Origin of the sequence: Paenibacillus silagei (genome assembly GCF_017874735.1) — a bacterium.
Classification (GTDB): Bacteria; Bacillota; Bacilli; order Paenibacillales; family Paenibacillaceae; genus Paenibacillus_AQ; species Paenibacillus_AQ silagei.
Genome location: NZ_JAGGLV010000008.1, coordinates 70,229 through 95,711 on the forward strand (window position 1 = coordinate 70,229; position 25,483 = coordinate 95,711).

Annotated in this window: 23 protein-coding genes; 16 read left to right on the forward strand and 7 right to left on the reverse strand. The window is 52.4% G+C overall.

Features of this window, described 5'->3' with window-relative positions; all coding sequences use genetic code 11:
- The first annotated feature begins 121 nt into the window (after positions 1 to 121).
- The gene (locus J2Z70_RS13720) at positions 122 to 1,450 is read left to right on the forward strand and encodes a molybdopterin molybdotransferase MoeA (RefSeq protein WP_245368217.1); all 1,329 of its coding nucleotides are present in this window, start codon (positions 122 to 124) and stop codon (positions 1,448 to 1,450) included.
- 987 nt (positions 1,451 to 2,437) lie between these two features.
- Here the strand turns inward: J2Z70_RS13720 and map are convergent.
- From map to xerS, 4 genes are all read right to left on the reverse strand, one after another.
- Entirely contained in the window at positions 2,438 to 3,187 is a 750-nt protein-coding gene (map, locus tag J2Z70_RS13725) for a type I methionyl aminopeptidase (protein WP_209873748.1), read from the reverse strand.
- Between the two features lie 43 nt (positions 3,188 to 3,230).
- Entirely contained in the window at positions 3,231 to 3,857 is a 627-nt protein-coding gene (locus J2Z70_RS13730; protein ID WP_209873750.1) for a TetR/AcrR family transcriptional regulator, read from the reverse strand.
- A 240-nt stretch (positions 3,858 to 4,097) separates the two neighbouring features.
- Positions 4,098 to 4,967: a pentapeptide repeat-containing protein gene (locus J2Z70_RS13735; protein ID WP_209873753.1), complete on the reverse strand. Its 870-nt coding sequence runs from the start codon at positions 4,965 to 4,967 to the stop codon at positions 4,098 to 4,100.
- 48 nt (positions 4,968 to 5,015) lie between these two features.
- Entirely contained in the window at positions 5,016 to 6,110 is a 1,095-nt protein-coding gene (xerS, locus tag J2Z70_RS13740) for a tyrosine recombinase XerS (RefSeq protein ID WP_036726635.1), read from the reverse strand.
- 135 nt (positions 6,111 to 6,245) lie between these two features.
- On the opposite strand from xerS, the gene J2Z70_RS13745 reads away from it, so the two are divergent.
- The 5 genes from J2Z70_RS13745 to J2Z70_RS13765 all read left to right on the forward strand — a co-directional run bounded on the left by J2Z70_RS13745 (position 6,246) and on the right by J2Z70_RS13765 (position 10,072).
- Entirely contained in the window at positions 6,246 to 6,755 is a 510-nt protein-coding gene (locus J2Z70_RS13745; RefSeq protein WP_209873756.1) for a GNAT family N-acetyltransferase, read from the forward strand.
- 84 nt (positions 6,756 to 6,839) lie between these two features.
- Complete coding sequence (locus J2Z70_RS13750; RefSeq protein WP_209873759.1) at positions 6,840 to 7,847, forward strand: hypothetical protein; 1,008 nt, start codon at positions 6,840 to 6,842, stop codon at positions 7,845 to 7,847.
- A 190-nt stretch (positions 7,848 to 8,037) separates the two neighbouring features.
- The gene (locus tag J2Z70_RS13755) at positions 8,038 to 8,661 is read left to right on the forward strand and encodes a TetR/AcrR family transcriptional regulator (RefSeq protein ID WP_209873762.1); all 624 of its coding nucleotides are present in this window, start codon (positions 8,038 to 8,040) and stop codon (positions 8,659 to 8,661) included.
- 10 nt (positions 8,662 to 8,671) lie between these two features.
- Positions 8,672 to 9,571, forward strand: a complete 900-nt coding sequence (locus J2Z70_RS13760) for a hypothetical protein (RefSeq protein WP_209873763.1) — start codon at positions 8,672 to 8,674, stop codon at positions 9,569 to 9,571.
- A gap of 12 nt (positions 9,572 to 9,583) precedes the next feature.
- On the forward strand, positions 9,584 to 10,072 hold the full coding sequence (locus J2Z70_RS13765) for a flavodoxin domain-containing protein (RefSeq protein WP_209873765.1): 489 nt from the start codon (positions 9,584 to 9,586) through the stop codon (positions 10,070 to 10,072).
- Positions 10,073 to 10,674: 602 nt separating this feature from the next.
- Here the strand turns inward: J2Z70_RS13765 and J2Z70_RS13770 are convergent.
- Positions 10,675 to 11,628, reverse strand: a complete 954-nt coding sequence (locus J2Z70_RS13770; protein ID WP_209873768.1) for a Gfo/Idh/MocA family protein — start codon at positions 11,626 to 11,628, stop codon at positions 10,675 to 10,677.
- A 101-nt stretch (positions 11,629 to 11,729) separates the two neighbouring features.
- Between J2Z70_RS13770 and J2Z70_RS13775 the strand changes: the two genes are divergently transcribed.
- The 8 genes from J2Z70_RS13775 (at position 11,730) to J2Z70_RS13810 (ending at position 20,823) form a co-directional block, all read left to right on the forward strand.
- The gene (locus tag J2Z70_RS13775) at positions 11,730 to 12,701 is read left to right on the forward strand and encodes a helix-turn-helix transcriptional regulator (protein ID WP_209873770.1); all 972 of its coding nucleotides are present in this window, start codon (positions 11,730 to 11,732) and stop codon (positions 12,699 to 12,701) included.
- Between the two features lie 243 nt (positions 12,702 to 12,944).
- The gene (locus J2Z70_RS13780) at positions 12,945 to 14,735 is read left to right on the forward strand and encodes a cache domain-containing sensor histidine kinase (RefSeq protein ID WP_209873772.1); all 1,791 of its coding nucleotides are present in this window, start codon (positions 12,945 to 12,947) and stop codon (positions 14,733 to 14,735) included.
- On the forward strand, positions 14,728 to 15,495 hold the full coding sequence (locus J2Z70_RS13785) for a response regulator transcription factor (protein ID WP_209873775.1): 768 nt from the start codon (positions 14,728 to 14,730) through the stop codon (positions 15,493 to 15,495). Before J2Z70_RS13780 ends, J2Z70_RS13785 begins: the two co-directional genes overlap by 8 nt.
- Positions 15,496 to 15,625: 130 nt before the next feature.
- On the forward strand, positions 15,626 to 16,915 hold the full coding sequence (locus J2Z70_RS13790; protein ID WP_209873778.1) for an ABC transporter substrate-binding protein: 1,290 nt from the start codon (positions 15,626 to 15,628) through the stop codon (positions 16,913 to 16,915).
- Between the two features lie 86 nt (positions 16,916 to 17,001).
- A complete protein-coding gene (locus J2Z70_RS13795; RefSeq protein WP_209873781.1) occupies positions 17,002 to 17,694 on the forward strand; it encodes a hypothetical protein in 693 nt (230 codons plus the stop codon).
- A 19-nt stretch (positions 17,695 to 17,713) separates the two neighbouring features.
- The gene (locus J2Z70_RS13800; protein WP_036726527.1) at positions 17,714 to 18,628 is read left to right on the forward strand and encodes a carbohydrate ABC transporter permease; all 915 of its coding nucleotides are present in this window, start codon (positions 17,714 to 17,716) and stop codon (positions 18,626 to 18,628) included.
- On the forward strand, positions 18,612 to 19,460 hold the full coding sequence (locus tag J2Z70_RS13805) for a carbohydrate ABC transporter permease (protein WP_209873783.1): 849 nt from the start codon (positions 18,612 to 18,614) through the stop codon (positions 19,458 to 19,460). The genes J2Z70_RS13800 and J2Z70_RS13805 overlap by 17 nt, the downstream gene beginning before the upstream one ends.
- A gap of 22 nt (positions 19,461 to 19,482) precedes the next feature.
- Entirely contained in the window at positions 19,483 to 20,823 is a 1,341-nt protein-coding gene (locus tag J2Z70_RS13810; protein ID WP_209873786.1) for an FAD-dependent oxidoreductase, read from the forward strand.
- Positions 20,824 to 21,543: 720 nt separating this feature from the next.
- On the opposite strand, the gene J2Z70_RS13815 is transcribed toward J2Z70_RS13810, so the two are convergent.
- A complete protein-coding gene (locus tag J2Z70_RS13815; RefSeq protein ID WP_209873789.1) occupies positions 21,544 to 22,785 on the reverse strand; it encodes an MDR family MFS transporter in 1,242 nt (413 codons plus the stop codon).
- 144 nt (positions 22,786 to 22,929) lie between these two features.
- Here J2Z70_RS13815 and J2Z70_RS13820 point away from each other — a divergent pair, with 144 nt between their 5' ends.
- Positions 22,930 to 24,714, forward strand: coding sequence for an ABC transporter substrate-binding protein (locus tag J2Z70_RS13820; protein ID WP_209873791.1), 1,785 nt, complete (start codon positions 22,930 to 22,932; stop codon positions 24,712 to 24,714).
- 81 nt (positions 24,715 to 24,795) lie between these two features.
- On the opposite strand, the gene J2Z70_RS13825 is transcribed toward J2Z70_RS13820, so the two are convergent.
- Positions 24,796 to 24,969, reverse strand: a complete 174-nt coding sequence (locus J2Z70_RS13825; RefSeq protein ID WP_209873793.1) for a hypothetical protein — start codon at positions 24,967 to 24,969, stop codon at positions 24,796 to 24,798.
- A 122-nt stretch (positions 24,970 to 25,091) separates the two neighbouring features.
- Here J2Z70_RS13825 and J2Z70_RS13830 point away from each other — a divergent pair, with 122 nt between their 5' ends.
- Entirely contained in the window at positions 25,092 to 25,445 is a 354-nt protein-coding gene (locus tag J2Z70_RS13830) for a hypothetical protein (RefSeq protein ID WP_209873795.1), read from the forward strand.
- The last annotated feature ends 38 nt before the right edge of the window (positions 25,446 to 25,483 follow it).

The following is a 25,483-nucleotide window of genomic DNA, read 5'->3' on the forward strand; positions in this document are numbered from 1 at the left end:
GGGATGCATGCGCTTGTTACAGGCCTGTGCATCCCTTTTGCCATGCCTTCATGTTAGAATAGGGCGTAATTGGTTTAATGAGCAGCAATCTACCGGAGAAGCAGAAGGAGTGAATTCAACATTGACTAACCGAGAGCATCATAACAAGGAATATAACAACGAATACAGCAGGGATAATAACAAGGAATACAGCAGTGATAAATTTCAGCGGTCAGTGCTGCAGGTTGCAGAGGCGCAAGGCAGGCTGAAGCCTTATGCTGCGCTGCTTGCGCCGGAAGCTGTACCCCTGCATCTCAGCAGCGGGCGTTATCTGGCTGAGTCTGCACATGCACCACATCCCTTTCCGGCATTTGACCGCTCCAGTATGGACGGCTTCGCCGTGATTGCGGCAGATACTTTAGCGGCAGGAGACCCTGACACGGTGTGGCTTGAAGTCATCGATGTCATACCCTGCGGCGCAGTAGCCTCAAGGGAGATTACGGCTGGCACTGCTGCGCGCATTATGACGGGAGCGCAGATTCCTGGCGGCGCAGACACCGTAATTATGATGGAGGCTACGGAGAGCCGGATAGAGGGCGGAGTCACTTATGTCGGTATCTGCAAGCCGCAAGAGCGGGGTCAGCATATTACCCCTTGCGGGCTGGAGCTTAGAGCGGGTGATCCAGTGCTTCCTGAAGGGACTCTAATCGGCGCTGGCGAGATTGCTGTTCTGGCAGCGCTCGGGGTGCCGGAGGTTCCTGTACGCCGCAGACCCAAGGTGGCAGTCTTCGCTACCGGGACTGAGCTGCTGGAGGTGGACGAGCCGTTAGTGCCGGGCAAAATCCGCAACAGCAACTCACCCATGCTGGAGGCGCTAATCCGGGAAGCGGGCGGGGAGCCCGTGATGCTGGGTGCAATCATCGATGATCTGGAGCTTGCCCGCAGTAAGGTGCATATGGCACTGGAGAGCTACGATCTGGTGATTACTACCGGCGGCGTATCTGTCGGGGATTATGATATTATGGGTGATTTGGTCCGTGAGCAGAGCGGAGAGATGCTGTTCAATAAAATAGCCATGCGCCCTGGCAGCGTCACTACGGCAGCCGTTCGCGGCGGGAGCATCCTGCTCGCCTTATCCGGCAATCCGGGCGCCTGCTTCGTAGGATTCCAACTGTTTGCCCGTCCGGTCATCGGGCTGATGCAGGGTGCAGTACAGCCGTATCTGCCGGAGTGGACAGCGGTGCTGGGTGTAAATTATAAGCGGGCCAACAGCTTCACCCGCTATGTCCGCGCCCGTCTGGAGATCCGCGAAGCAGTTCTCTATGTTTATCCAGCCGCCGTGGACGAGTCATCCGTCACAGTTACGATCAAAGACAGCGACTGCCTGATCATCATCCCGCCGGACAGCGGACAATTATCTGCTGGTGACAAGGTAACCGTGCTGAAGCTGCCGGGTGAGATTAGAGGGTGAATTTTGACTAAATGAATTGGGGAGTATCAGAGCTTATGAAGTGAGTTCAGTTAGGAGGGAGATGAGGCTATGGATAAGCGGATGGACGAACGGATGGATGAATGAATGGATGAATGGATGGATGAATGGATGACTTGAGGACGTTCGCTTGAGGCGAGCTTTCAGGGATAGATGTATTCAGTACAATTAAAAACAGTAAAAATCAAGGATTTCCTCCTCTAATTGTAGTCTGTACAACTAAATTTGCCCGAATAGGCCAGAATCGAGGAATCAGGTTAGTTTAAATGCACGAAATACAACTAAACGGATTATCGGCGGGACATCAGGAAATTTAGTTGTACAAACTGCACTTAAGTATCGCCTTAACCTGAAGGAGCACGGCAAGTTCTCAGCATTTCTAGTAGCGACCGGCCAGCAAGCCGATAAGTCAAATGACTAACCAACTAAACCTTTATTATTAAGTTTCAACATATGAAAAATTCATAACAGAAACAAGCACAACCAAACAACAACCAAATAACAACCACCAAACAACAACCAAATAACAACCACCAAACAACACCAACAATAATTAATAAAAATGAATTGTTAGAAGAACAAGGTATATTGGGATATTGGACAGTAGGACCTCGGGATCACTCTATAACTCAACAGCTGGAATTAATGAAGTCAGAACTGGAGCTGGAATTGAAGAATGGAGCTCTGGCAACAGACAATTATCCAACAATATCATTTCATTTACAAAATATCATCATATGAAAAATTCACAATAGTAAGTTCAAAACACTAACCAGCAGCCAACAAGCAGTATCACCCAATCGCACGACAGCATCCATTGACGTAACCGCAAAATCCGGTCATAAAGGTAACAAATAAAACCCTCCAGTTCTTTAATAGGGGACAGTCCCTAACAGAAACGGGAGGGTTCTTAGGGTTCGAAAGGAAACAACAAAATCTAACCTATGTGTTAACGTTCTACTACAATTTTTACTGGGCTGTTAAAATCAGCGGTCCATCTGCAGTAATTGCAATGGTGTGCTCATACTGTGCGGACAGCTTGCCGTCAGCCGTTCTCGCGGTCCATTCATCATCGTCGATGGTGATTTGGTATGTGCCTTCGTTAATCATGGGCTCAATCGTAAATACCATGCCTTCTTTGAGACGAATGCCTTTGCCTGCGGTGCCGATGTGCACGTAGCTCGGTTCCTCATGCAGGCTTCGTCCGATGCCATGCGCCAGCAGATCGCGCACGACCGAATAACCGTGTGCTTCGGCATGCTGTTGTATGGCCGATGTGATGTCGCCCAGCCGTCCTCCCGGAACAGCCCGGGCGATGCCGAGATCGAGGCATTCCTTAGTCACCTGCATTAATCTTTGCGCCTCCGGCCCGATCTCACCGACAGCGTAGCTCATGCACGAATCTCCGAACCAACCCCCGTATTGCGCCACAATGTCCAGCTTCAATAAGTCGTCGTCCTTCACGACCCGCTTGCTGGATGGAATCCCGTGAGCTACCACATCGTTAATGGATATGCAAGTCTCGGCAGGGAATCCGTTGTAGCCTTTGGTAAACTGCTTGCCGCCGAGCTTGGTGATATGTTTGGCTACCAAATCATTAATTTCAAGCGTAGTGATCCCAGGTACAATGTGTTTGGAGACTTCACGGTAGCAGTCGGCCACAATTTGGCTGGCTTGCTTCATCTCTTCAATTTCTCTGGGGGATTTAAGAATAATCATGCTGTGTGTATCCGCTCCTTCATCCTTTAATAGTTTCAATCTTTTATAGTTTAAGAACCCTGACGATCTCCGGTGCCTCTTCATTCAGCTGTCCCCGCCGGAGGGACAATGCAGCACAGCCAACCAGGGCGGCTAACAGCATCTCTGTATGTTGTAATCCACACGGCGCATCGACTTCTGTCCCTCTAGGAGAAAGTGATTCCTCCGTAAGTCCAGTGCCAAGCACCATGGACAGCGGGGTAAGCACCTCCCGCCGGAACTCGGCAGTGAGCGGGGAAGAACGGGCTTCAGGCAGGGAAGGGAATCCCTCACCAGCCTGCTTACACAGCAGATAGATAGCGTGATCCTCCGCCCATAGCTGCAATAGCCGCACACCGGCGGCAGAACCCTCCAGCGGGATCTTTAGCGGTAGCCCGGGCTCTGCCATAGGCGGGAACTTCAGCCATTCCCCGGCCCGGTCGAGCGCATCCCATAACAAGTCGTGAAGCAAATCACCCTTATTGCTGTAATAATGATAGACCGTACCATAACCGAGACCGGCCTCCGCAGCCACATCCCGGATTTCTAATAAAGGCCCTTTATTCAAAAAAACATCCGCTGCTGCTTTTCGGATCTGCACCAGCCGCCGCAGCCGGATATCTTCGTTCTGTTCCTTCGTGCGGGGAGTCATCTTATCCGTTCACCTCATTTATTTTAGACCTGCTGTCATGTCAATATAAAACATCGGCAGGCGATTGGCAAGGGAAAATCGTTGAACCAACCATCTGGACGACACAAAAAAACCGGATAGAACATCATCCGGTTTCTTCTCCAAATATAAGAATGTATATGTTTCACGCTATAAATTATCCTTCTATTTCTCGCCGAAACGGTACCGTCCTTAAAAGGACGGCAAAGCCGTTTCCACTTATCAAGCCCAGTGCTCCGGATGCCTTAAGGATTCCGGCAGCTTAGTGGACGGGCTGCCTTGGGCGGCTTGCAGCTGCGCCTGAGTCAGGAAGAGGCTGCCCCGCAGATCGGCTCCGCGCAGATTCGTATCGCGGAAGTCCGCGCCAATCAGATCGGCGAACCGCAGGTCAGCGCCGCTGAGATCCGCAGCGATCAGATACGCGCCCCGTAAGCTGAGGCAGCGGAGGTCGGCCCCGCGCAGCTTGGCTCCAATCAGATCGGCCCCGCGCCCATAGTTCTTCTGGCGCTTCGGGGCCGGAGAGAGCTGCTTGCGGGCAGCGGTGCGCGCAAGCTCGCTGACACGCAGCAGCAGCTCGTTGACTTCAGCGCGGTGCAGGGGCACTTCGAGCTGAAGCAGCTTGTCCGGGCTGAGCAGGGTGAGGGCCTGCGTCTGCTCCAGCATTTTGATAAGCGAATCATGCAGGGTCTCGGCCCCGCGCAGTGTGAGTGCCTCGTGCAGATACCATAGAAGCTCATGCAACTGGCGCATTACGGGAAGAACCTCGAACATCTGTCCCGCAGTCTCTGGAGCCTGACGCCAGTCGCGTCCGCCATAGGTCAGATTGGAGATTTTCTGCCCGGCCCCGAAGCAGTCGTACACGGTGCAGCCCCGGAAGCCGCGTTCCCGTAGCTCAGTATGAATGCCGCAGAGGAAGTCTTCCCGCAGATTGGGACAGGGCTGTCCGGCAGGCTTGTCTATGGCGAAGTCTGAGGAAGCGGAGAAATGAAGCGCTGCGCAGCACAGCCCGAAGCAGTTCAGGCAATCCGATTGCAGCTCCGGCAGTCCGGGAATCGTAGTATGGGATTCAGGAAATGAATGATTGTCTAACAAACGTATTCCTCCAAAAAATAAATGAGATTAACATAGCGGTCATACAGCTTACTGCGGCGGTTCATTGTCCAGACGGCGTTCAATCGCCTCGGACATCGTTTTATCTGTGAGATGAGCATAGATCTCGGTAGTCTCCGTAGAAGCATGGCCCAATTGTTCCTTCGTCCGGTAGATATCATTCTGCAGGTAATAATCGGTGGCAAAAGAGTGCCGCAGCTTATGCACCGTCAGATAAGGCTTGCCGAACCGCTTGGCGTATTTGATGATCATCTCCTGGATCGCCCGTTTGGTCATCCGTTTGCCTTCTTTGCTGCCGTTGGGCAGGGCAATGAAGAGCGCTTTTTCCCGTTTCGGCGTCTTGTACCTGCTCTGGCGGAGGCTTAGATACAAGCTGAGATCATCCTTCGACTGTTCCCGGAAATAGACCGGGGTCTTGAAGGTCTCATCGTTATGACCCTTGCGGAAGACATAAATCAGCTTATTGTTGACATCCAGATCATCCACGTTCAGGTTAACCACCTCGGAGACGCGCAGGCCGGAATTCAGAATCAGACTGGCAATACAGGCATCCCGTTCACGGTTAAGCTGCCAAGAATAATAAGCCTGCTTATTGGCTTCCACAGCTGTGCCATATCCTTCATAGATGTAGCCAACGAACTCCAGCAGCTCCTCGTCCTCCAGAATTTTACCTTTGAGCTTGGCGGCGGTGTCCTTCGGTTTGTGAATGCGCTTGATCTCAACCTTGGCCATAATGTTACGCTTCAGCAGCGGGTAGAAGTTCTCATCCTCGGCAATCTGGCTTAAGTAATGGAACAGCGAGCGCAGCGCAGACAGCTTACGGGATACGGTCACCCGCGAATTGGCATTCTCAGCCCTGGTGGTCAAGTGCAGACGGTAGCCGACAATGCTGTCCATATGCAGGGTCTCCAGCTCAAGCAGTGTGATGTCAGCATTGCTGGCCGCTACAGAGAGACCTTCACCCCGCAGCCAGCCGAAAAAGGATTCATAGTCCCGGATATACTCCAGCAGCGTGGAGGGGGACAGATCCGGCCGTTTATAGTCGATAAACTGCTGGACAAACCAGGGCATTTGCGGCAGCCGCTGATCCAGGTTTGCCCGGTCGGTCGCTTTTTGAATACTGATGAGCTTCACCTTCTTTATAGTTTCCCCAAGGGGGAGGGCTGTCCTTCTATCTTACCATGTTTCTGGCAAACCTTGCTCCTGATGAGACAAAGTTATATGATGGGTAGTAAACAAAAACGGTTGAGGTGAACCTGAATGGAACTTGGAATCGAGCTGGTTCCTAAAGAGCAGAAGCAGATTATCAGCAGATTAATGCAGTTCTACTTGTATGACTTTACCCGCTATCTGGAGCTGCAGGTCGACCGTGAAGGATTGTTCCCGTCCTATCCGGGACTGGAGGCTTACTGGAACAGCGGTAAAAATAAATTCGCCTACCTGTTCACCGTAGATGGCAATGTCGCAGGCTTTGCCCTGATCGACCGTCTGCTGCGCGACCCGGAGGGCGAGTTCTATATGACGGAGTTTTTTGTAATGCAGCGCTACCGGCGCAGCGGCGTAGGAACCTGGGCCGCACACCGGCTGTTCGATATGTTCCCCGGCAACTGGAAGGTGTCACAGATTCGTGCCAACACTCCAGCGAGGGATTTTTGGCACCGGGTTATCGGAGCATACACCGGCGGTGATTTCCAGGAGCGGTTCAACTCCCGCCAAGGCAATCCGAGTCAATACTTCAGCACATTAAATACGAATAGGGTTAAGAAATAAATTTACCTATTCCTGGCAGGCTTCAGCGCAACTTTGGATCGTATCCAGCGTCTGGTAACTGAGGTGATTAGATTGTCCAAGCGAATGAGCTTATGGGGAGCGGGCTGTATAGCAGTTGCAATAGCAATCAGCACAGGCTGCAGCAATGCTGCGGATCAGGGGTCTTCGGGTGCAGAGCACACCGATCTGGCGTCAGCAACGCCCGCAGCTGCTACTGCAATAACTGCTCCTGCAACCGTGGTTCCGGCTCCGTCTGCAACAGCCGCGCCTGCTGTTAAATCCGTGTCGCTGATTCCCGAAGTACGGGAGTATACAGGAAGCGGCAGTGGCTACGAGCTGGATGGCGTCAATGTCCAAGCAGATTATTCCGCAGACCAGACCTTACCGCTCGGGGTATTTCTGCCGGAGACGATGATCCGTTTTGAACAGGATGGCAGAACGGCATGGGGGACAGCGGACAAGCATAATTATATTACGTTAATTAAGCTAAGCTCTGCGAAGGATGCAGCTGGAGGGAAGTTTGAGCCGGGCACGGACCGGAGGCTGCTGAAGTTCAAGGAATATGAAGGGAGCAGGATGGAGGAGGACCGGAGGGTTGAGGCATTTATTTTCACAGCCTATAACGATTCTTACCGGGCTGAGATCCATATTCAGGATGAGCAACGCGATAAGCTGCTTCCACTCTTCACATCCATGCTGAGTGGTATGGAATACCTGGAGAAGCAACCTCCGATTAAGCCGGGAGTGTTCTTCAAAGCCCCTGATGTAGGTACAAGTCCAGGCAACAAGCAAGCGCTCCAGGAGACACTGGACTGTATTGCAGCCTGGGCAGCTAAGGACAAAGAGAAATTTGCTGCAACGATGCAATCACCGCAGCTTAATGAAGCTCTGCAGTTCCTGCTGGATAAGAAGAATGTCTACCGCTTCAATAAACTGACCGTTGCCGGAATTCCTATCGAGGGAACCAAGCGGGCGGGCTTCTATGTGGAGTTTACCCAGATGACCTCTGAGGGCTATATTACTGAGGGCACTTACGAGATTTCATTGCTGCCGAATAAGCAGGGGGAGTGGAAGATCGCTAATATTGATTAGGCAGAGCATCTGCCGAAGCTCGAAAGCTTGAGACACCTGCGGTGTTTCAGGCTTTTTTTGCTGTAATGTATTAATAATCACAACCTTCCCAGGTCCCGGCGGCTATAATCTAAGTTGAACGATGTTCAAAAACATTACAGTGTTCAACGAAGCGGAACAGCAACACCCTGACAGAAGGAGTCTAACAATCATGGGCAAAGCAGAGAGACAAGAGCAGGAGCGCCAAGCGATGCGTAATCTGATTCTGACTACGGCTGGCGAGCTGCTGGCGGAGAAGGGGATCAGGCAGCTGTCGATTCGCAAAATCGCTGAACGGATGGAGTATTCGGCTGGCATTATTTATCACTATTTTCAGGGAAAAGAGGACATTGTGGAGCAGCTTCTTCAGCGGGGCTACCGGGAGCTAATGGGCGGACTAATTGCCGGATCAGAAGCTTCGCCGGATGAAACATCTCCAGAAGAGCGCTTGAGACGCACGCTGAGACAGTTCATTAAAATCACAACCGCAGAAGGCTCACAGTACCGGAGTATGATGCTGAATGATTCGCCGTCTGTGCTTAGCCACACCGGGGTGTTGCATCAGGGGGCTGCCCTGGAACGCAGCGGGATCGCGGGTCTCTGTGATACGCTCCGTCAATTCAGCGGGATGGCCTCCTGTGAGGAGAGGGAGCTTGAGCTCACCGCCCAGATCATCTGGAGCGCAGCATTCGGGCTGATTATGAGGCTGATGGTGGAGGGGAATCTGCCTGAGGGGCAGAAGGAGACTCTGATTAACCGGCACATAGAAGCCATGGTGCATATTGCACAAGGATAGGAGGATTAGAATGAGCCATAGACGAACCATTAGCTTTTTAACGTGGATGGTGATAGTGCTTGGTGTTGTTGCGTCAGGCATCGGGCTATTTTCAGGGGAAGGAGCTGAGAATGAAGGGAGCCATCCCATCTTCACCACCATCCGGGGAGAACAGATTGAATTGTACGGAAGCGGAATCTACAAGAATGATTCTTTGTCCGCAGCAGCACAGGCGATCGCTCAGGATGGCGTTACTTTAGTGTTGGGCATTCCTTTGCTGCTCGTATCCCTGCTGCTGAGTCTCAGAGGAACGATCCGGGGTCGGTTGCTGCTGGCCGGAGCGCTCGGATACTTCACCTATACCTATGCTTCATACAGTTTTCTGGCCATGTATAATGATCTGTTTCTGGTCTACGTCTTGCTGTTCTCGGGCAGCTTATTTGCATTTATTTTGGTCTTTCGCTCGGTGGAGCGGGAGGGGGTGTTGATGAAGACGAAGCTTCCGGGTAAAAGCATTGGCTTCATCCTGCTGCTGATCGCCTTCCTGATTATTATGCTATGGCTGGGCCGGATTGCCGGCGGCTGGCGGAATGGAACCGCACCTGCTCTGCTTGAGCATTACACCACGCTGGTGATTCAGGCACTGGATTTAGCTGTATTGCTTCCGCTCATGGTTCTGACAGGGGCATTGCTCGTCCGCAGGCAGTCTTATGGTTACCTTCTGGCTCCAGTCGTCCTGGTAAAAGCCGCCACCCTGCTGACCTCCATCTCCTCCATGATGATTGGGATGCTGAGGGCAGGAGTTCATGTCTCGATGGTAGAGTTGATCCTGTTCCCAATCTTCAATCTGGCAGTCATCTGGTGTCTCATTCTTTTACTGCGCAACGCGCAGGAACCCGCACCACCTGCAAGCCCATTACCTATAGAATAGAGGCGGACTTAAGTGAGCAACCGGATCTTGATCGTGTATGCAAGCAAATACGGATGTACGGAAAAAGCCGCTTTACTGCTGCAAGCCAGGCTGAACGCGGCCGAAGTGGTGAATCTGAGAACTGGCAAGTTGCCGGTTCTAACTGGCTATGACACAGTAATTCTAGGCGGCTCCATCTACTATGGCAGAATCCGGAAGGAGATGACTGCATTCACAGCCCAGCACAAGCAGGAGCTTTTAACCAAACGGCTGGGATTGTTCATCTGTGCAGGAATGACAGGGGAGAAGGGGGAGGAGGAACTGAAGCAGGCTTACCCTGAGATTATCTACAACAAGGCGCTTGCCAGGGAGATCATGGGCGATGAGATCTACCCGGACCGGATATCTGCGCTCGATAAGTGGATTATACGTATGGTAAAAGGCAAGGAGCACAAGACCGGAGGCGGGCTATCCATGGATAAGCTGGAGCGCTTCGCGCATACGATGTCGGCAGGCGAGTAGGGTAGGGGACGAGGGATAGTTGTAATGAGCAGGGACTTCAAAGCAACATAAAAATAATTATGTTAACTTTAACCATATCCGCTCACCCATTAACCGCCAAACGTCTAGCGCCAAATGTCGCATGATGATTTAACATAAATCTACCCCTATAATTATAATATTTCATTATATGAAAAATTCATAATAGTAAAACAAAATTACCTGCTCTCCTAATTACTACGCTCAAATCCGGCACATCACATTAACTTAGCAACTAACAAAAGGAAAAAGTGAGACCAACCCCCTGCCAAAACAGGTTCTCGCTGTCAACCCGGGCGAGGTTTCGCACCTGAATCCTGAAAATACATGGAAAAATGTATCTTGTATCAACGCTTTCCGATAGATTTCCTTAAGCAATTGGAAAAACAGCATCTACTGGAGGCAATTATGCTTATTTGCGGGCAAACAGCCTGAAGAAGTGCCATTTTTCCAATTGTTACCCCATCCTGGGCGATTCGATCTTCAGCAAGTGGAGAAAATCCAACTAAGTCCCTCTCCCAATACAACTTCCTGAGGGACTATTTGTTAAGCCTGTATAGGCCAGGCTTTGGCCGGCGGTATAATCACAAAGCTACTGTGCCTGCTGTAAGCTGATCCGTCAGCTTAGAGGCCATATCCACGGACTTCAGTGCAGATTGCAATGACAGTTGGGAGAGGGTCCCGTTCTGCAAAGAGAGCAGGGCATGCCGCAGGCTTTTCTCATAAGGATTGTTCGGGATTACCGGGATAGCTGTCTTGCCCTCAGAAGTATAGCTGGTCAGGCTGGCTTCAACCTCTCCGTTCGCAGCATTGGTCTCTTGGAATACCAGCTTGCCGCGCTCAAAATAAGCTTCGTAACCAACCGTGAACGGGTACGCTTCCGGCATCTGTGAAGAGACGGTTAATTGCGCACTAACACTGGCGTTAGCGAAAGAAGCATGAACCAGCGCCTGACCGTCCATACCTCCAGAGATCCCCCAGACGGAAGTGGGTACAGGGGTGTCCAGCAGCCACGCGATAGCATCCAGGTCATGAATCATCAGATTGGCAGCGATCGCGGACAGGCCCAGATCCCCCCACACCGGTGCGGTCTCCCTGCGGAAGCTGACATGCAGCAGTTGGCCGTAGGCGGATTCACGGGCGGATTGCTCCAGGTATTCATAGGCATAATCGAATTTGATGAATTGATTGACGAGGATTCTGCGGCCATACCGCTGTTCGGCATCCAGCAGTTCCCGTCCTTCTTCAGGCTCCAGAACAACCGGCGTCTCGCAAAAAACATGTTTTCCCCGTCGCAGCGCCTCAACCGCATAGGTCTTATGTAGCGCAGAAGGCAAACAGAGATCGATGACATCCACTCCGGGATCAGACAGTATGTCCTCGATGGACGTTGTAACCTCTACCCCCAGCTCTTCCTTCAGTTTCAGCAGCTTGTCCTCATTTCTCCCGAAGACCACGATCCGGTTCACGAACTCCATTTGCTTCAGAAGAGAGGCGTGATACGCCCCGAATCCAGTTCCCAATATACCAATATTCATTTGCAGCAGCTCCTTGATTTTGATACATTCATCTTAACGCAGTATTGTTGACAATAGAGTGGCAAGAATAGATGACGAATAATGAAGCTTGGAGGAGACGCATGCGGCTGCACCGTTTGATTGCTATACTTTTACTGCTTGAATCCCGGGGCCGGATGAAGGCGAACGAGCTGTCCATCGCCCTCGAAACGTCCGTCCGCTCCATTTACAGAGATATCGATGTGTTGGCGGAGTCTGGAATCCCGCTGGTCACCACCACCGGGCCGAACGGCGGGATTTCGCTCATGGAAGGCTATACGGTGAGTCTGCGGAGACTGCATGGGGAAGAGGTGGTCCAGCTATTTTTGACCGGGATGGGAATGCCGGCGGGCGGTTCAGGAGAGACCAGTCTGCTGCTCAAAAATGCGCTCCTGAAGCTGGAAGCAAGCTTGCCTGCTCCGTATCAAGAGGATATCCGTACCGCGCAGCGCCGGTTTCTGTTCGATGATACGCCGTGGTGGAGCGGTCAGGCAGCGGTGCCGTATCTTGAGACTCTGCGCACTGCAGTGTGGAGGGGGCGGAAGATTACGGCAGATTACCTTAAGGTGAATGGGGAGAGCTCGCTGCGGAAGCTGCAGCCTTATGGACTCATCGTGAAGCAGGGGGAATGGTATCTTGCCGCCTACTGCGAGAGCGCCGGGGATCTGCGGACATTCAAGTGCGAACGGTTCACAGCCGTTACTTTATTGGAGGAGACCTATGCCATCCCTGAGCAGTTCTCCCTCCAAGCATACTGGAGTCAAGCAGAGCAAGCCTTCGTTCAGACCAGCAGAGCGCGGGAGTTCTATCAGGTGGTCATCCGTACCCGTGTTAAGAATGAGCAGATGTTGCAGGGGCTGGAGGTCATGAATACCGGATCTGATGGAGATGCCTGGCTGTTTACTGTGAATATGTACGATTATAGCTCGGCCTGTGCGAGGGTGCTGCCGCTATTGGTTCATGCTGAAATTGTGGGGCCGCCAGAGCTGAGAGAGTATGTCAGCAATCAAGTGCGAATGTGGGATAAAATGTATAATTGCAGTAAGGAGACATAATAAATATTATGTTAACCTATCAAGCAATCGAAGAGTGAAAATAATAGACCCCAGACCTTGCTTTTCAGCAGGTTTGGGGTTTATTGACTTTGTTGAACCGTACCTTTTCCAAACATAAGAGGATAGAATTCAATTACGGAACATTATACGATAAACTGTATAGAGGTTTAGATGTCAGATAACTTGACAAAAGGAGGACATGAGATGCTGCGGAGGCTGATCCTACGGTTGAGAAGAAGTAAAATGCGTACCAGACTGCTGCTCTTGTTCACCATGCTGACACTGCTGCCGTTAAGTGTGCAGGGGATGGTGACGTACCGTCATTTCTCCTCCACCTTGAACGAGAAAACAAAGCAATATACGGTGGATGTCGCCGGACAGGCCAACGCCAATCTGGACAGGCTGCTTAAGGATCTGGAGCGGTTGTCGCTGATGCCTCTGTATGACGAGCAGGTGTTATCTATTCTGGCTAAATACGATGGTCCTATGGGCTCAGGCACATGGGCGCTGTCTGACGATTATCAGAAAATGAAGCTATATACCTCCGCACAGGCGTACGATCGTCCTGAAATCCGGGGGATCCATCTGCTGAGCAACAGCGGAACCCTGTTCTCCAACGTGGAGCCGCTGGCGGTCAACACCTCATGGGATGGCAGGCATGACGAATGGTTCAGCGCCCTCAAGCGGTCAGACGGCGAATGGATCCTTCTTCCTCCGCATCATCCCTCTTATTATGCCGGAACCGACCCCTCAGCCTATATTTCGGTAGCCAGGGTGATCAAGGAACCCAGAACGCTGAGGCGTCTGGGCTACATACTCATCGACGCTAAGCAGTCAGCCTTCGGCTCCGTCTTCTCGAAGCTGAAGATTGAAGAGTCTACGAACCTGATGATTATCGACGGAGAACAGAGGCTGCTGTATGAGCAAAAGCCGGATAACGGGCAGTCGGCCTACGGCGAGCTTATGGGCTCTGGGCGAATCAAGGACCTGCATGGCGGGGAGCGGGAGAGGCTGGGAGGCACGGATTATTTGTTTGTCAGCCATAAATCCCCGTATTCCGGCTTGACCGTCATCGGTCTGACCCCCATTGGAGTCATGCTGAAGGAATCACGTGCGATGATGATTTTTACTTTATGGCTTGCCCTCTTTTGCCTGGTGACAGTGCTGCTGCTCGCTTATGCGGTATCGTACCGGATCACCCTACCTCTGGTGGAGCTCAAGAGCAATATGTCCAGGGTGGAGCGGGGGGATTTCAACATGCGGGTCAGTCCGCTGGGGGGAGATGAATTCGGGCAGCTCGGGCGCGGATTTAATAAGATGATGGAGGAAATCAACCGCCTGTTTCATGAGGTACTCGTGATTGGACTCCGGGAAAAGGAGGCTGAGCTGTCTGCCCTGCAGAGCCAGATCAACCCGCATTTTATCTATAATACGCTGGAATCGATCAATATGATGGCCGTCCAGCGCAGGCATGATGAGGTATCCGATATGGTATCCGCACTGGGCAAGCTGCTTCGCTATACCATTGACAAGGCCGGCCGGCTCGTGTCGCTGGGAGAGGAAATCGCGTTCGTAGACTCTTACGTCCGTATCCAGCAAATTCGTTTCGGCGGGAAGCTGACGGTGCATAACGAGATTGAAGAGGATGTACAGTATTTACGCATTCCGAAGCTCACCATTCAGCCGCTGGTGGAGAATGCCATCGATCACGGGATCGCCGGGCGAGAAGAGGGGACGATCTGGGTGTCAGCGCTGCGTTTTGACAACGAGCTATTGATTACGGTCCGCGATGACGGGAACGGACTGGAGGAGGAGGAACTCACGGCGCTGAACCGGGAGATCGAACAAGATCCTTCCATGGATTCGCTCCGGCGCAGTGAGGAGGAGAGTCTGGGACTGCGCAATATTGGCCAGCGGATCAAGCTGCTGTACGGGGAAGGCGGGAGTCTCACGGTTGACGGAAGTCCGGGGCAAGGGCTGGCCGTGACCATTACGATAACGATACCGGAATCAGGGGGAGAAGAGGATGTATAAAGTGCTGCTCGTAGAGGACGAAATCGTGATTAGACAAGGGATGCGCGAGCTGATTAGCCGGTCGGCACCCTTTTTCGAGGTGACGGCTGAAATGCCGGGTGGACGGGAGGCGCTCCTGTACTTAAAGTCCGAGCTGCCGGATGTGATGATTACCGATATTCGTATGAAGGAAATGGACGGACTGGCGCTGGCCGAAAAGGTGAAGTCGATGTATCCCGGGCTGCTGGTCATTATTGTGAGCGGATACGGCGAATTTGAATATGCCCAAAAAGCCATTGAATACGGTGTCCTCCATTACCTGCTCAAGCCGGTCGAACGCCATGAGCTGGTTAGTGTGATGGAAAAAGCACGGCTGCTGCTCGATAACCGTCATGGCATATCTTCCCTGGAACAGACGACAGGCCCGCTGCGGGTGGAGAGCGGAGGAGATACACGCAAGATCATACGGGATGTTAAGGAATATATCAGACTGCATATTGACGGTGATCTGCGCCTGCAGACGGTAGCTTCCCATGTCAATCTGAACGCTACGTATCTGAGCCAGCTGTTCAAGGGGGAGGCGGGCTGCAATTATTCAGACTATGTAACCGATTCCCGGATGGAACGTGCGAAGTGGCTGCTCAGCCATACCCAGCTCAAAATTTATGATGTCGCCCGCCTATCCGGCCATCAAAGCCCGAAGCATTTCATGCTGGTATTCAAGCAGCAGACGGGGATGACGGGTGGAGAATACCGCAATCAATTTAATAGTCATGAATGAAATGTTAGTTATTCTAACGTAAAACATAAATATAACGAACCATTCCTGTATTTTGGATGATTTATACACCGAATACGTCTCCTTTATACTAAAAGAGTTATTAAAACTAACATATCAAAGGGGGATATTCATGAAAAAAGCAGGAGCAGTGCTTCTTTCAGCCATGCTGCTGGGCTTGACGGCAGGTTGTGCCAAGCCCGCAGCAAGCGGAAATGCCGAGAGTCCCGGGAAACAGGAAGATGTGGAGTTAAAGTTTCTAATGTGGGGCAATCAAGGGCATATGGATGTGTACAACAAGCTGATCAGCCAATTCGAAGCAGACAATCCAGGCATTAAGGTGACTATGGATTCGGTGCCATTCACGGATTATCAGCAGAAAATATCGGTGCTGGCCGCAGGGAAATCCCTTCCGGATATCGCCTGGGTATCGGAGCGGATGATCCCGCAGTTCAAGGCTAACGGGATTCTGGCGGATGTCTCCTCCTTCAAAGACGATGCTTCCTTTAACCTGGACGATTATATTCCGAGCACACTAGACTTGTTCCGGGACGGGGATCAATTGCTGGGCCTGCCGTTCTCAACACCGCCGGTGGTCATGTTCTACAACAAGACATTGTTCGACAAGGCGAACCTGACAGACCCGAATACGCTGGCCTCCGAAGGGAAATGGACCTGGAAGACCTTTGAGGAATCGGCCAAAGCAATTGCTGTCAAAGACGCTGGGGGCCGGGTATATGGCGCGAACTTCTTCCGTGACTGGAAGACCTGGGCGATTCTATCTTCGTACGCGTGGTCTTATGGAAGCGGCCCGTTCAATGAGGATCTGACCGCGTTCACCTGGAATGACCAGTACGGCGTGGAAACGATGGAGCTGCTGGAGCGGATGATGTATGAGGACGAATCCCACCCGAAAGCAGGCGAGCAGATCAGCTTCGACGCAGGGAATCTGGGCATGTTCTTCGACAACTACAGTTATGTCTCGAAAGCGCGTGACATTAAAGGGTTTGAATGGAGCATTGCTCCGATGCCGTCCGGCTCCGCTGGCAGTGTTCCGATGCTGGGCCAAGCAGGCTATACGCTGTTCAAGGACAGCAAGCATCCGGAGGAAGCCAAAAAGCTGCTCAAACTGTTCGCCAGCCAGTCAGGCATTGAGGCGACATCCACCTATTTCGTACCTCCGCGCACATCAGTGCTCAATTCTGATGCGTTCCTGAATCAGCCGAACAACCCGCCAGCTGAGCACATCGTGCAAGCGGTTATCGATGAAATGCCGAAGGCGCGCATCATTCCAGGCCACATCCGCTGGCAGGATATCGACAATGCGGTGCTGCAAGGCTTTGACCGCCTGTTCGGCAGGTCCGCGTCCGCCAAGGACAATATGGCGAAGATGCAGAGCGATGTCGAGGCTATTTTGAAATAAGACTCCGGGCAAGGGGCCGTCAACCGGCGTTCAGCAGAGTGCAGCGTCCGGCTTGACGGACCTCCCGAAATGGGGAGCGAAATACAATGGGTAAATTGCAGCAAAGATTGGAGCAAAGCGGCTTGTCCTTGATCATCAGCCTTCCTGCCAATGATGTAAGACTGGCAAAGGTAGCGCTTGAGGAAGGCGCTGATGCATTGAAGGTTCATTTTAATGTCGGCCACCGGGCCAGCGGTACGCATTTCGGTGCGCTTGACAGCTATGAAGACATTTTTAGCGAGATCCGCTCTACCTTTGACGGTCCCTTGGGGGTAGTTCCTTCAGGCAGCTTAGAAGGTGTGGCGGAAGAAGAGATTAGGCGGCTTGCTCCGCTCGGGTTCGATTTCTATTCGATCTATGCCCATCATCTGCCGTCCTTTATGCTGGAGGATCACGGCTTGGACCGGACCTTTGCCATTAATGACACCTATGATCTTAGTCAGGTTCAGGCAGGGGCGCAATTCGGGATCACGGCGCTTGAAGCTTCAATTGTGCCTGGCAGCGAATACGGTACGGCCCTCAGCTTCGCAGACCTGCTGAAATACCGGTATCTGGCCGACCATTCCGGTCTTCCCGTGCTGGTGCCTTCCCAGCGTAAGCTGGTTACAGGAGATGTACCGTCCTTGCAGCGCGCGGGAGTGAAGGCGATCATGTTAGGCGCGGTGGTGACGGGCAAGACAGAGGAGGAGCTGCGGCGTGCGGTTAGCTCGTTCCGTGGTGCAATAGACAAATTGAGCTAGGGGGGCGGTGAATTCCGGCATGAACAGAAAGGTCAAGAGACGAAACAAGGGTCCGCTTGCCCGCGAGGCACAGGTGACCGGATGGCTTTTTATATCGCCAATGCTGCTTGGTTTCACGTTATTATTGTTATTTCCAATGGGGAAAGCGCTCTATATGAGCTTAAATGACTGGCCGCTGCTTGGCGGGCACCGGTTTGTCGGTCTGGATAATTACAAGGATATTGCGGTGGACCCGCTGTTCTGGAAGGTCTTCGGCAACACGGCTTATTTCACGCTGGGTCTGGTGCCGTTTAACATTGTGCTGGCTCTGATGCTGGCGCTGCTGTTATCCCGAAGCTTGAAGGGCATCGGCATCTTCCGCACCGCGATCTTCGTTCCCGTGATGACTTCGCTGATTGTATGGTCCATCGTCTGGAAGTATATGTTCGCCACCGATTCCGGGCTGATCAATCAGCTGCTGATGTTGTTCAACATTAAAGGGGCCGCCTGGCTGTATGATGAGAGACTGGCGATGCCAGCCGTTATTGTGACAAGTGTACTGAAGAACGTGGGCCTAAATATGGTGTTATTTATCGCTGCGATCCAGCAGGTATCGCGTTCGTTATATGAGGCGGCTGAGCTGGACGGGGCAGGCAAGACCAAAACCTTTTTCAACGTGACCCTGCCTATGATTACGCCCACCGTATTTCTGACCGTGGTGATGACCGTAATCGGCTCGCTGAAGGTGTTCGGCCAGATCTATGTCATGACCCAGGGCGGACCGAGTAACAGCACCAAGGTGCTGGTCTATTACATCTGGGAAAAAGCGTTCAAGCTGTTTCAGATGGGCTACGCTTCGGCGCTGGCATTTGTGTTGTTCTTTGTCGTGTTGATCTTGACTCTGCTGCAGTGGCAGCTGCGAAAGAGGTGGGTATTCAATGAAGGCGACGCCTAACACCAGCAAAAGGCTGTCTGTAGCAGGAGTGTATGCTGCATTAACGGCGGTATCGCTGATTATGCTTGTTCCGTTTCTGTGGATGCTGTCCACCTCCTTCAAACGGCCGCAGGATATTTTCACCTACCCGCCGCAGCTGATTCCGCCGGTATTCCAGTTTCAGAATTATGTGGATGTCTTTACACTGATCCCGTTTCACCGCTTCTATTTTAATAGCGTCTATATCTCGTTTGTCGTCGTGGCGGGAACGGTGTTTTTCGCTTCGCTGGCCGGCTATGCTTTTGCCAAAATTCCCTTCACAGGCAGAAATGCTGTGTTTCTGGTGCTGCTCAGCGCCATGATGATCCCGCATGAAGTGACGGCGATCCCGATGTTCCTGTTCATGCGCGACCTGGGCTGGATCGACACGCATCTGCCGCTGATTCTGCTGCCGATCTTCGGCGCAAGCGGCGTGTTCGGGATCTTCGTGATGCGGCAATTCTTTATTACCGTACCCACTGAGCTTGAGGAGGCGGCGATGATCGACGGCTGCAGCCGGTTCCGCATTTACTGGACAATTATGCTGCCGATTGCCCGTCCCGGCATGGCGACACTGACGATCTTCACGTTCGTGTCCATCTGGAATGAGTTCTTCGACCCGCTTATTTTCATTAATACGCGTGAGCTGATGACCTTGCCGCTGGGATTATCGTTGTTTACAGATGAAGTGGGCACTTCCTGGCATTATCTGATGAGTGCCACCGTCATGGCTACCGTGCCGCTGCTGATCGTCTTTTTCCTGGCGCAGAAGCGGTTCATCGAGGGCGTAGCTATGACGGGGCTGAAGGAATAGCACACATAAAGGAGTGGATGATATGAATTCTGCAATAAAGGCAGATGTCGTTGTCGTGGGGGGAGGCCCTGCAGGAATCACGGCGGCCATTGCTGCCGGACGGCTGGGGGCGCAGACGGTGCTCGTTGAACGTTACGGATTCGTGGGCGGGATGTCTACCGCTGCTTTGGTCTATCCGTGGATGACCTTTCATACCGATAGCGGCGAGCAGGTGATCAAGGGCATCGCTCAGGAAATCGTAGACCGGCTGCAAGCAAACGGCGGTTCGCCGGGCCATCTCCGGGATACGGTAGGCTTCGTGCATACCTTGACGCCATACCATCCTGAGATTTATCAGGTGGTAGCTACGGATATGCTGCGCGAAGCTGGAGTGAAGCTGCTTCTGCACAGCTTTGTGGATGAGGTGATGGTCAGTGACGGCGTGATCGAACATGTGGTAGTGACTAATAAATCCGGGCGTACGCCTATCAAAGGGCGCATCTTCGTGGATTGCAGCGGAGATGCCGACGTAGCCAAGCTGTCCGGGGCCGAAACGCTGCAAGGCCGGGAGGGGGATAACCGTTCCCAGCCGATGACGATGAAGTTCAGAATGCGCGGCGTTGATCTGCACAAGGTCAAAGCGTATATGATCAGCCACCCCGAAGAGTTCTACAGCAAAACGCCGTTTGCCGAGCTGCCGGACCTGCCGCTCACCGGGGTAAGCGGATTCTACTCGCAATGGAAGCGAGCCGAGGTACCGATTAACCGTGACCAGGTGTTGTTCTTTGCCGGTCCGGCAGACGATGAGGTGCTGATCAACTGCACCCGTGTCCAGGGGCTGGATGCAACGAATGCAGAGGATCTGACCTTGGCGGAGCAGGAGGGCCGCAAGCAGGTGCTGCTCATGTCCGAGTTTCTGAAGCGCGACGTTCCAGGCTTCGAACGGGCCTCAATCTCAGCGGTTGCGCCGCAGATCGGCATCCGTGAATCGCGGCGGATAAAAGGCTATTACCAGCTGAGCAAGGAGGATGTCGTAGAAGGCCGCAAGTTCAGTGATGTCATTGCCCGCAGCGGCTACCCGATCGACATTCACGATCCGTCTGGCAAGGGGGTGACGGCTTCCTTCATCGCCGGAGACGGCGCGTACGATATTCCGTACGGCTGTCTGCTATCCGCCAATGTGCCCAATCTGCTGGCCGCAGGCCGATGCATCTCGACCTCGCACGAAGCGCTGGCCACCACCCGGCTGACGCCAAGCTGCATGGCCACGGGCCAGGCGGCCGGAACAGCTGCGGCGCTCGCGGCTGCCGCAGGGGTGAAGCCGCAGGCGCTCGATATCCTTCAGCTTCAGGAGCAGCTGAAGAAGGATGGGGTAGTTTTATAGAGCTGCGGAGCGGGAATGTAATCGGAAACCCGATTACATTAGGCACTGGGAGGGTCCCGTAGGCGGAATGTAATCGGAAACCCGATTACATTGGGCACTGGAAGGGCTCGTAGGCGGAATGTAGTCGAAAAACCGATTACATTGGGCACTGGGAGGGCTCGTAGGCGGAATGTAGTCGAAAAACCGATTACATTGGGCACTGGGAGGGTTCGTAGGCGGAATGTAATCGGAAAACCGATTACATTAGGCACTGGGAGGGTCCCGTAGGCGGAATGTAATCGGAAAACCGATTACATTGGGCACTGGGAGGGTCCCGTAGGCGGAATGTAATCGGAAAACCGATTACATTAGGCACTGGGAGGTAGCGTGGGCGCAATGTAGTCGAAAAACCGACTACATTGGGCACTGGGAGGGCTCGTAGGCGGAATGTAGTCGAAAAACCGATTACATTGGGCACTGGGATGGTTCGTAGGCGGAATGTAATCGGAAAACCGACCACATTGGGCACTGTAATGGTTCGTGGGCGGAATGTAGTCGGAAAACCGACCACATTGGGCTAGTGCAGCGGCGTTTAGTTGCAGTATAATTATTATTTACGACATAATAATTATTATGTTAACTTATTAACGATCACAAGAGTTAAAAACAATGATAAGTATATATTAATAAACCCCAAATCCGCTTTACGCAGGTCTGGGGTTTATTTTCGTCTCAAATAGCTCAAGCACCGAGCTTACGCTGCGCACTTACTTCAGCAAGCTCGCGGATGCGGAGTCTTTTATGCGCGGTAATCAGGAAAGGAAGGCCGAGCGCCGTGGTCAGCGCAAGCGGTACGAACACAGCGGGCCCGTTCAGAGCGCCGAACTGATCCAGCAGCAGTCCTCCGAGAATAGGTGCCATTACGCTGCCCAGATTATTGAAGCCGATCGTGCCGAAATAGGTGCCTTTCCACTCCGGCTTGGCAATCCGGTCGATCAGCATATCCATCATCGTGAAGAGCAGAACCTCCCCGACCGTGAACAGGACCACGCTGAACATCAGCAGGGGCACCCCCCCGGGCATCCCGAACAGCAGCAGACTAAGGGCTACGCAGACATTGCCCAGAATGAGCGGGATAATCGGCGCGAACTTGCTGGCTGTACGCACGATAGGATACTGTACGACCAGCACCGTGACTGCATTAAGCGACAGCATGTAAGAGAAGACTTGGCTGCCATTGCTGAAATGGGTGTTCATCGCCAGAAATTGCGCCAGTGTAGAGCTAAAGTGACCATACCCGAGGACGCAGAAGATGGTTCCCAGCAGAACAGGCAAAAATACCTTATCCCTTCCGGTGACCGCGAGCGCATCGAGCAGCTTCGGCGTCCGCACTTCTCCATGAACAGGCAGGCTGGCACGGTGCACCGAGAATTGCAGGAACAGAACAAGTCCATAGGCGATATAGACGATCCCTGCGATCACGAACGGGAAGGTGGACTTGGCGGAGCCGAGCTGGAGGCCGATAATCGGGCCGAAGACCACACCCAGATTCACCGCGGCATACCGCAGATTGAAGACCAGCAGCTTTTGCTCCGGCGGGGTGATATCTGACAATAATGCCCGTGAAGTTGGTTCAAATACGGCGCGGCACAGTCCGTTGAGCGTGTTCACCAAGAAAAACACCCATAAATGCTGCGCTGCGGCGAAGCCGAAGAATACGCAGGCCCAGCCGAACACGGAGACCAGCATGACGATCCGGCGCCCGATCACATCCGAGATATAACCGCCGTAGAAGCTGATCATTACCCCTGCCAGCGAGCTGACGGCCACCGTGAACCCGGTTTGGGTAGCGGAAGCTCCAAGCACCTGCGTGAGATAGATCGAGAGAAAAGGAATGCTCATTGAAGTAACCAGCCGGCCGAACATCGTGCCGATGATGATGGTCCAGGCCAGCGGGTGAATGTGGCGCAGATGTTGTTTCATTTGAATCCCTGTCTCCTAGTCAATGGTTTGAATTTGAAGCATGCTTCTTAGCGAATGATTATGTATAATTGTATAGAACAAAGGGGGAAATAAAAGTGTAAGAATTACATGTCACTTTTCACCTTTTAAAAGGAGCTTGAGAACATGGATACCAGCAGTACACATTATCTTTGTTTGACCGCAGCCCTGGCTCCGGCATATAACCTCCAGCAGCCGATTCCGGTGACGATTGAGCAGTTGACCGGTATCCTGTGCTGCACACCGCGCAATGTGAAGTTTATTCTGCGGAAGCTGGAGGAGCAGCAGCTGATTGCCTGGATACCCGGAAGAGGGAGAGGGATTCGCTCGCAGATGACTTTTTTGCGTCATATAGATGAGGTACTGGAGGAGAGATTTCAGGAGCTGGTCAGCAAAGGCCGGATTAAGCCTGCCATCGAATTGATTGGTCAATACCCGGTTAACGAGCCGCTCAAAGAACGCCTGCTGGCGGTTCTCGATAAGCAAATGGGCTTCTGGAGAGAACCCGGCTCCATATCCGGGCAGGAGGTGCTGCGAATCTCCCGTAACCGTGCGATGGAGAAGCTGGACCCGGCCACCGTATACACCGCTTTTGAGACCTATTTGCTGGGACACATTTGCAGTACCCTGATTACCTATGATGCACAGAACGGGATCTTCTTGCCGGGGCTGGCCCACACGTGGGAGGCTAACGAGAGCAATACAAGCTACCTGTTCTACCTGCGCAAGGGGGTGCGATTCCACCACGGCCGCATGATGACTTCAAGGGATGTAAAAGAAACCCTACAGCGTCTGATCGGACTTAGAAGTCCGGCGATCTGTCATTTTGAGGATATCATTCATGTGGAGCTGGAGGGGGACTACGTTATACGGTTCGATCTGGTGCAGCCTAATTTCTTCTTCCTGCATCTGTTCAGCTCGATCTATATGTCGATTGTTCCATACGATGTGGATTTCGCTGTGCATCCGGTCGGCACGGGGCCTTATCAGGTAGTGGATCTGAGTCAGGATGTGCTTGTACTCAGTGCCTACGATTTCTACTATGGAATACGCCCTTTGCTGGACCGGGTCGAGATCTGGTACCTGCCGCATTTGGCCTCGGGGGTACGGCAATATCAGCTGACGGGTGCCAGTACCAGTCTGAACAGCTTGCCGGCAGCGGAGGACGGGAGGAGTCACAATATCGATTATCCGGCTGTCGGGTGCAGATACATTCTGTTTAATTTTAGAAAAGAAGGCGTACACCATCATCCTGCAGTCCGGCAGGCCATGCGTATCATCTATAATCAGCTTGCCCTGATTCGTGAGCTGGGAGGCAACCGGATTATGCCGGCAGACAGCTTCCTTCCCTGGCAGAGCAGCAAGTATGAGTTCGCTGAGCCGCAATTGGAGGAAGCGCGGGCGCTGCTTGAGGAAGGCGGATACAGAGGAGAGGCAGTTAAGTTGGCCTACCGGGCCTGTAAAGAGGATCAGGATGAGGCGAATTGGCTTCAGGAGCGCAGCAGGAAAATTGGATTACAGCTTGAGCTGTATCCTTTAGGGGATTATGATCTGCCGGACTTGGTGAACCAAGCGGATCTTGTGATCTGCGAAGAAGTACTGGAGGATGACTGGCAGTGGGGGATGATTAATTATTTTCGTAATGAGTCGAATTATCTGCATCACCTGCTGCTGGACAGCCAGAAATCTGAGCTCACAGAGGTGCTGAAGCCTTTCGCCCGGCTGGCCGCCGGGGAGAGGGCAGAGATACTGGAGCTGGCCGAAGGCAAGCTGCGTGATAACGATTGGGTACTGTATGGCTGTCATATGAATAAAAAAGCGCAATTAAGTCAGAATCTGTTCGGACTGGAGCCCGGCTCCTTCGGATTTTTGGATATCTCCAAGCTGTGGGTGAAATCAGGGTTTGAGTAGGCACAAAGAAACGGTTGCTCTCCTGAAGGGGGGAGCAGGCCGTTTTTTTGTGCGTGATGCGGTTAGCGCTTAAGCCGTAGTTCAGACCGCTTGCTGCTGCTTGCCGTCACATTTCTTGCAGACCGTCAGCTTCTCACCCTCCGGGCCTTTGCCGAAATACAAAAGCTTAATCCGTGTGCTCCCGCAGATCGGACAGGTGCCCCTGGCCCGGGAGGGGGTACTGTAAAGTGCTTTACCGCGCTTATTCTTGGACATGTGAATTCCCACTTTCGTCTGTAATACTCTATCCTATGCCCGGGTGGCAGCGGCGATTCGACGGAGATGCATTTTTATTGCGGCATAAAGGAATCTAATGAATTGTTTGTTTACTCTATTGTATGAATCTGGTAAAGTGGTTTTATACTATAGAGCTTGGAGGAAACGTAGTGGTAAAAGCATTGAAATGGGTAGCCTACATAACTATTGCAGCAGCCTTCATTGGGGGGATCGTAGCAGGTAATATTTTTGCACCGGAGCCGGAATTTTCATTTGATGATAAGACATTTTCCTGGGGATTCATGGTAACATTCTGGGTTAGCGGCGCAGTCTCAAGCATCTTCATACTGGGATTCGCATCCTTGCTTCAGCATGTTGAGTACATGTCCGAAAGACTTTACAATTTGGAAGAGTTAACGCGGCGGCAGAAGGAACTAACCGAACGCGGATTAACCCAGTTCTCCCAATCTTCATAGACTAATAGGAAATGCCTTGCCTTGGACTAATCCATGCA